The organism is Priestia taiwanensis (assembly GCF_014638355.1).
In the GTDB taxonomy this organism is placed as follows: Bacteria; Bacillota; Bacilli; order Bacillales; family Bacillaceae_G; genus Priestia_D; species Priestia_D taiwanensis.
Map to the genome: position 1 here is coordinate 20,352 of NZ_BMFK01000010.1, position 6,913 is coordinate 27,264.

The window sequence follows — 6,913 nt, forward strand, 5'->3', positions numbered from 1 at the left end:
GTTCATTTACTAATATGATGAACGTAGATTATTTAGAAGTAGAAAAGAGGACCTGTATGATAGTTGGAATAGGGATTGATATTATCGAATTAGAGCGTATAAAAGAGATGGTGGGAAATTCACGTTTTCTTGATCGTGTTTTGACGCCAAAAGAAAAAGAGAAATGTATGACTCTTTCAGAGGGGCGGAAGGTTGAATTCGTAGCTGGGAGATTCGCGGCTAAAGAGGCATATGCAAAAGCAAATGGTACGGGTATTGGAAAAGAGTTAAGTTTTTTAGATATGGAAATTATAAATGAACCGAGTGGGAAGCCAGTCTTTCGTGTGGAAACAGAACATTGTATACATCTCTCTATTTCTCATAGTAGGGATTATGCGGTGGCGCATGTAATTATTGAAAGCTTGTCACGCTAGTCTGCATATTCTATATCCTTGTCTCATATATTTTGATAATGACATGAGACAAAGGAGATGAAAGCATGAAGAAGCGCTTAGCTGCGGTCTTTTTAAGTTTAATAGTTGTTCTTTCTTTAGCTGCTTGTGGAGAGAGAGGAAAAGAAGACGTTGTCTCTTCTTTGCAAGAGAAAGTAGAAAAGATGGGTGGGTATAAGGCAGAAGCGAAATTGACAATCAAAACTGGCACAGAACCACAAACGTATGATGTCGAAATTATACACAAAAAGCCAATGTACTACAAAGTATCATTAAAAAATGCAGCAAAAGGTCAAAGTCAAATCATTTTGCGAAATGATGAAGGAGTATTTGTATTAACACCAGCATTAAATAAAAGTTTTAAATTCCAAAGTGATTGGCCAAATAATAGTAGCCAAGCATACTTATATGAATCGCTTGTGAAAGATATTGTAGTAGATAAAGAAGCAAAGTTTACTTCGTCAGATAGTGGATATGTATTCGAAACGAAAACGAACTATCATAATAATAGCCAACTACCACTACAAGAAATTGTGTTAACAAAACAAGAGCTTGCACCTGTTGGGGTAAAGCTAATGGACAATGATAAGAATCCGTTGGTAGAGGTTATGTTTACAAAGATGCAATTCACCGATGAAATTGATAAAGGTGCATTTGATGTGAAGAAGAATATGACTACTGCAAAAGGAGAAGTTCCAACGATATCCACGAACGAAGCGGATGAGTTAGAAGAGATGGAATTCACGCAGTTACCGAAAGGTGCGGGATTTAAAGATACGACAGAAGTGAATGCGAAAAATGGGAAACGTATCATCAAGACATACGACGGAGAGAAGAGCTTCACATTCATGCAAGAAAAGTCTGTCCAATCAGAAGTGAGTGCACCTGTGCAGAAGAGTGGTGAACCTGTCTACTTAGGTTATACTGTTGGAGCGTTAGCACCGAAAATGATTTCTTGGTCATATAACGGTATTGATTACACAATTGCTTCAGAGGACTTAACACCAGAGGAACTTGTAGAGCTTGCTTCATCAATGGAGAAGAAAGTAATGAAATAAAGATAGGTGATGGGGTTCCATCACCTTTTTGTTGTCGAGCGAAATACTTCCTTTTGAATGGATAAAATTAGTCAGCTCCTTTTTCTTTTTCTATGTTACAATGGAATATACTCGTAAATAAAATGAAAAATCATAGGAATAAAGAAGATGGCTTCTACCTTTCGTTATAAGAAAATTCCGTCTATTTACCTATTCCGTGATGAACTAGATGAAGGAAGTGCTTTTTGAGTGAAACAACAAACCTTTTATCGAGATACTTGGGTTGAAATCAACCTTGATTGCATATATAACAATGTAGTGAATATTAAACGTTTTATACCAAATGCGACAGAAGTAATTGCAGTTGTAAAAGCAAATGCTTATGGTCATGGAGATGTACAAGTAGCAAAAATTGCATTAGAGGCGGGAGCAACTCGCTTAGCGGTTGCGATGTTAGACGAGGCATTGCATCTTCGTAGACATGGTATTACGGCACCCATTATTGTATTAGGTGTTGTTCGTCCGCAAGATGCAGATATTGCAGCTGAGCATCAGATTGCTGTAACGGTTTTTCGGAAGGGATGGTTACAAGAAGCTGAACAATCCAGAATGAATGATAGACCACTGCATATTCATCTGAAGTTAGATACAGGTATGGGAAGATTAGGGATTCGAACGAAAGAAGAATTAATAGAACTTCTACCGTTCTTTCACATGCCATCATTTTATATAGAAGGTGCATATACTCACTTTGCAGCGGCGGATGAACTAAATACAGTTCATGTGGAAGGACAATATAAGAAGTTCTTATGTATGTTAGATTGGTTAAAAGAATATGATATACAGCCACCGATGATTCATTGTGCAAACAGTGCAACATCTTATCGTTTTTCTGAGCGTGTGTTTAATGCTGTTCGAATCGGGATAGGGATGTACGGACTTACTCCTTCTGTTGAAATGAATTCGCTTATTCCAGTGGATAATAAACCAGCATTTTCGCTTCATAGCCGTCTTACACATATAAAAAAGTTAAATGTTGGAGATACTGTGAGTTACGGCGCTACGTATACAGCAGAGGAAGAGGAATGGATTGGGACGGTTGCCATTGGATATGCAGATGGTTGGAGACGCAGCTTGCAAGGTTTTCATGTACTAGTAGACGGAGAAAAAGTACCGATTGTTGGACGTGTGTGCATGGATCAATTAATGGTTCGTTTGCCACGCTATGCTCCTGTGGATACGGAAGTGATACTTGTTGGGCAACAAGGAGAAGCAGAAGTGACAATGGAAGAGGTAGCATCTTACCTAGATACAATCAATTATGAGATTCCGAATATGATTGGTGCGAGAGTGCCACGAGTATTTAAGAGAAATGATGAGATTGTGGAAGTGATGACGCGTTTTTCATTGTAAAATGAATGTTTTTTCAAGAATAGGAAAACATAAGCAAGTATGTATGGAAGGCTTTGCAACATGTCACGTACAGTGGTATGATAGTAATTGGATATATAGGTGTGCATGTAGTTGATGGTGGAGGTGTATGGTCGTGTCCGAGTCCAGATTAACAAAAGAGATTGTTGTTCGTTTACCACAGCAACTAATTTCAGAGTTGGACGGTTTTGTTCAACAAGAGAACGGGAGTCGTAACGAGTTTATTTATCAAGCAACAAAGATGTATTTGAGAGAGAGAAAAAAGCGTCATATTCGCGAATCAATGCGACGTGGTTATATGGAAATGGCGAAAATAAATCTAAACATCGCTTCTGAAGCGTTTTTGGCAGAGTCTGAAGCTGACCATACCGTGGAACGTTTAGTAAGCGGAGGTTAGTCCTTTGATTGTGAAACGTGGCGACGTTTATTTTGCAGACCTTTCTCCTGTTGTTGGTTCTGAGCAAGGGGGCGTTCGTCCAGTACTTGTTATTCAGAATGATATCGGCAATAGGTTCAGTCCAACCATTATCGTTGCGGCAATTACCGCGCAAATTCAAAAAGCGAAATTGCCTACTCATGTCGAAATTAATGCGAAAAAGTACGGTTTTGAAAGAGACTCGGTTATTTTACTAGAGCAGATTCGAACAATTGATAAGCAACGATTAACGGATAAAATTACGCATTTAGATGATGAAATGATGGATCGTGTGGACGATGCCTTACAAATTAGTTTAGGACTTATTTCGTTTTAGTAAATATAGAAACAATTAGTGAAAGTTGCTCCATCTGAGCAGCTTTTTTTGTATCATGAAACAGAGTTTGTTGGTGGAAGGGAGAAAAGAGATGAGTAATGTAACGGATAAGAAAGAAATATTACTAGATACGCTTGTTAAAGAAGTGGGGTTATTGAAGAAGCAAGTAAAAAATGTTATCGCGTTAACAGAAGAGGGGAATACCGTTCCGTTTATCGCTCGTTACCGTAAAGAGTTAACAGGCTCTCTTGATGAGGTGCAAATTCGTCTTATTCTAGATAAATGGGAATATGCAAGGAATCTAGAGGCGCGTAAGGAAGAGGTTATCCGTCTTATTGATGAAAAAGGGAAACTGACAGATACATTACGAACAAAAATTGAGCGAGCAATGAAGTTACAAGTGGTAGAGGATTTGTATCGTCCGTACAAAGAAAAGCGACGTACGAAAGCGACGGTTGCAAAAGAACGAGGATTAGAGCCTTTAGCTGAGTGGATGTTAACATTTCCGGTAACTTCTATAGAAGAAAAAGCAACTACATTTGTTTCAACAGAGAAAGAAATACATACAATAGAAGAAGCTATTCAAGGTGCGTGTGATATTATTGCAGAATTTATTTCAGATGATGCTGCATATAGACAGTGGATACGGGATACGACACAGCGAAAAGGAATGCTTGCATCATCAGAGAAAGATAAAGAAAAAGACGAGAAGAACGTATACGAAATGTACTATAGTTATGAAGAACCAATTTCGAAAGTGGTCCCACACCGTGTACTAGCGATGAATCGCGGAGAAAGTGAAAGTATTTTACGTGTACAAGTTGTACCGCCTAGTGAAGAGGCGATTGGGTATCTTGTGCGTAGTGTTGTAGGTGATAAGAAGAGTAGTGTGAATACATATATCGAGCGTACAATTGAAGATGCGTATAAACGTCTTATTCAACCATCGATTGAGCGTGAGTTACGAAAAGAGTTAACAGAGAAAGCGGAGACGCAAGCAATTCATATTTTCGCTGAGAATTTACGTAATTTATTATTACAAGCGCCGATGAAAGGGAAAGTTGTACTTGGGGTAGATCCGGCATATCGCACAGGTTGTAAATTGTCGGTTGTCGATGAAACGGGAAAAGTACTTCATATTGATGTTATTTATCCGCATAAGCCGGTTGCGAAGGTTGAGCAAGCGAAGCAGAAGTTTCTTGCCATCCTGCAACAATTTAATATTGAAGTTGTTGCAATTGGAAATGGAACGGCTTCTCGGGAAACAGAGCAGTTTGTTGTTGATATGTTAAAAGAAGTGAAACGCGATATCTTCTATATTATAGTGAATGAAGCGGGAGCGAGTGTATATTCTGCATCAGAGGTTGCACGCGAAGAGTTCCCGGAGTTCCAGGTAGAAGAGCGAAGTGCTGTTTCTATAGCAAGGCGCTTACAAGATCCACTTGCAGAATTAGTGAAGATTGATCCGAAGTCAGTTGGAGTAGGACAATACCAACATGATGTTGCACAGAAACAATTGAATGAATCCCTTCATTTTGTTGTAGAAACAGTTGTTAACCAAGTAGGAGTGAATGTGAATACGGCATCGGTATCGTTATTACAGTATGTGGCTGGTTTGTCAAAGACAGTAGCGACAAATATTGTGAAGCAACGAGAAGAGAATGGGAAATTTACGACTCGCTTGCAATTGAAGAAGATTCCTAGATTAGGTGCAAAAACATATGAACAATGTATCGGTTTCTTACGTGTGCTAGATGGGGATCATATGTTGGATCGTACACCAATTCACCCTGAGCGCTACGAGGATGTGAAACGTATCTTATCATTCCTTCAGTTGAAGGTAGAAGATATAGGAACGGAGAAATTAAAGAAAGAATTAGAAAGTGTATCATTGGCAGAAGTGGCGGGAGAATTAGAACTTGGAGAACCGACATTACGCGATATCGTCGATGCGCTTATCCAGCCAGAGCGTGATTTACGTGATGAGCTACAAAAACCGTTATTAAAGAAGGATGTACTACAATTAGAAGATTTACAGCGTGGGATGGAGCTGGAGGGAACAGTTCGTAACGTTGTCGATTTCGGAGCGTTCGTAGATATTGGAGTAAAACAAGACGGACTTGTTCATATTTCAAAGTTAAGTAATAAGTTTGTGAAGCATCCGCTTGATGTTGTGTCGGTAGGACAAATTGTAAAAGTGTGGATTGATGATGTCGATGTGAAAAAAGGTCGCGTTGCACTTTCGATGCTTCCGTTATAAAAGAAAGAGAGGTAACCGTCTTGTGAGGGGGTTATCTCTCTTTGTATTAATGGAACTTCTTTGTGTAATAAAACCAGCATTGATTTAATAGTTTGAGTTGGTGGCGATTTTTCTCTAAGAAAGCTCTTTTTATTTGGTTACGAAACCAGATGGGCATATCGTTGACCACCTTTTCAAGAAGATGTGTGTAATACTTACTATATGTGAGTCAGAAGAGAATGTGTGAAGGAGTTTTTTCGTGGAGAAAGAAGAAGTGCAAAAATTAGTCGAAGAGGTGTCCTTGGAATATTTCGGAAAACCATTTAAGCATAATGCTGTATTTAATGAACGATTACGTACGACAGGTGGGCGTTATTTGTTAGGTACGCATCACATTGAATTAAATCTTCATTATTATCTTTGTTTTGGAAAAGAAGAGCTGGTTGATGTTATTAAACATGAATTGTGCCACTATCATTTACATCTAGAAGGGAAAGGTTACAAGCATCGTGATCGTGATTTTCGAGAATTGATGAAGAAGGTTGGTGCTCCGCGTTTTTGCAAGACGATAAAAGAGAAGGAGAGGATACCTTCTTTACATATATATCAATGTGTAGCATGTAAGTATGTATATAAACGAAAAAGAAGAGTAGATACAGAAAAGTATGTATGTGGAAAATGTAGAGGGAAGTTGGAGAAAGTGGAGAAAGGTTGTTGACAGTCATGGGAGAATATACTATATTATAAAAGCAGTGTTTCGCAAGAGGATTTTAGAAAAATATCTTGACGATTATCACGCGATATATTATATTGTTTGTGTGTCGAATATTATTCCGCAGTAGCTCAGTGGTAGAGCTATCGGCTGTTAACCGATCGGTCGCAGGTTCGAGTCCTGCCTGCGGAGCCAATTATACAGAGAAGTACCCAAGTGGCTCAAGGGGCTCCCCTGCTAAGGGAGTAGATCGGGTAACCGGTGCGAGGGTTCGAATCCCTTCTTCTCTGCCATATGTTAGGCCCGTTGGT

8 protein-coding genes and 2 tRNA genes are annotated in these 6,913 nt (G+C 39.0%); 9 read left to right on the forward strand and 1 reads right to left on the reverse strand.

From position 1 onward, the window contains the following. Nucleotides 1-56: 56 nt before the first annotated feature. The 6 genes from acpS to IEV41_RS19365 all read left to right on the forward strand — a co-directional run bounded on the left by acpS (nucleotide 57) and on the right by IEV41_RS19365 (nucleotide 5,911). A complete protein-coding gene (gene acpS, locus IEV41_RS19340; protein ID WP_188390160.1) occupies nucleotides 57-413 on the forward strand; it encodes a holo-ACP synthase in 357 nt (118 codons plus the stop codon). A 65-nt stretch (nucleotides 414-478) separates the two neighbouring features. Then, entirely contained in the window at nucleotides 479-1,489 is a 1,011-nt protein-coding gene (locus tag IEV41_RS19345; RefSeq protein ID WP_188390161.1) for a LolA family protein, read from the forward strand. A gap of 228 nt (nucleotides 1,490-1,717) precedes the next feature. Beyond that, nucleotides 1,718-2,881 (forward strand): alanine racemase, encoded by a 1,164-nt coding sequence (gene alr, locus IEV41_RS19350; protein ID WP_188390162.1) that lies wholly within the window; start codon nucleotides 1,718-1,720, stop codon nucleotides 2,879-2,881. A gap of 133 nt (nucleotides 2,882-3,014) precedes the next feature. Next, entirely contained in the window at nucleotides 3,015-3,296 is a 282-nt protein-coding gene (locus IEV41_RS19355; RefSeq protein ID WP_188390163.1) for a CopG family ribbon-helix-helix protein, read from the forward strand. A gap of 4 nt (nucleotides 3,297-3,300) precedes the next feature. Beyond that, a complete protein-coding gene (locus IEV41_RS19360) occupies nucleotides 3,301-3,651 on the forward strand; it encodes a type II toxin-antitoxin system PemK/MazF family toxin (protein WP_188390164.1) in 351 nt (116 codons plus the stop codon). A 91-nt stretch (nucleotides 3,652-3,742) separates the two neighbouring features. After that, on the forward strand, nucleotides 3,743-5,911 hold the full coding sequence (locus IEV41_RS19365; protein WP_188390165.1) for a Tex family protein: 2,169 nt from the start codon (nucleotides 3,743-3,745) through the stop codon (nucleotides 5,909-5,911). Nucleotides 5,912-5,957: 46 nt separating this feature from the next. Here IEV41_RS19365 and cmpA read toward each other — a convergent pair whose 3' ends face one another. Next, complete coding sequence (cmpA, locus tag IEV41_RS19370; RefSeq protein ID WP_188390166.1) at nucleotides 5,958-6,068, reverse strand: cortex morphogenetic protein CmpA; 111 nt, start codon at nucleotides 6,066-6,068, stop codon at nucleotides 5,958-5,960. Nucleotides 6,069-6,149: 81 nt separating this feature from the next. On the opposite strand from cmpA, the gene IEV41_RS19375 reads away from it, so the two are divergent. From IEV41_RS19375 to IEV41_RS19385, 3 genes are all read left to right on the forward strand, one after another. Beyond that, on the forward strand, nucleotides 6,150-6,608 hold the full coding sequence (locus IEV41_RS19375; RefSeq protein WP_188390167.1) for a SprT family protein: 459 nt from the start codon (nucleotides 6,150-6,152) through the stop codon (nucleotides 6,606-6,608). Between the two features lie 114 nt (nucleotides 6,609-6,722). Beyond that, a tRNA-Asn gene (locus IEV41_RS19380) sits at nucleotides 6,723-6,797 on the forward strand. Nucleotides 6,798-6,804: 7 nt separating this feature from the next. Further along, nucleotides 6,805-6,895 (forward strand) — tRNA-Ser (locus IEV41_RS19385). Nucleotides 6,896-6,913 lie beyond the last annotated feature (18 nt).

Bases quoted from the DNA above. Each gene is read 5' to 3' on its own strand.
- acpS (WP_188390160.1), top strand. From the start codon at position 57: ATGATAGTTGGAATAGGGATTGATATTATCGAATTAGAGCGTATAAAA.
- cmpA (WP_188390166.1), bottom strand. From the start codon at position 6,068: ATGCCCATCTGGTTTCGTAACCAAATAAAAAGAGCTTTCTTAGAGAAA.
- IEV41_RS19365 (WP_188390165.1), top strand. From the start codon at position 3,743: ATGAGTAATGTAACGGATAAGAAAGAAATATTACTAGATACGCTTGTT.
- IEV41_RS19345 (WP_188390161.1), top strand. From the start codon at position 479: ATGAAGAAGCGCTTAGCTGCGGTCTTTTTAAGTTTAATAGTTGTTCTT.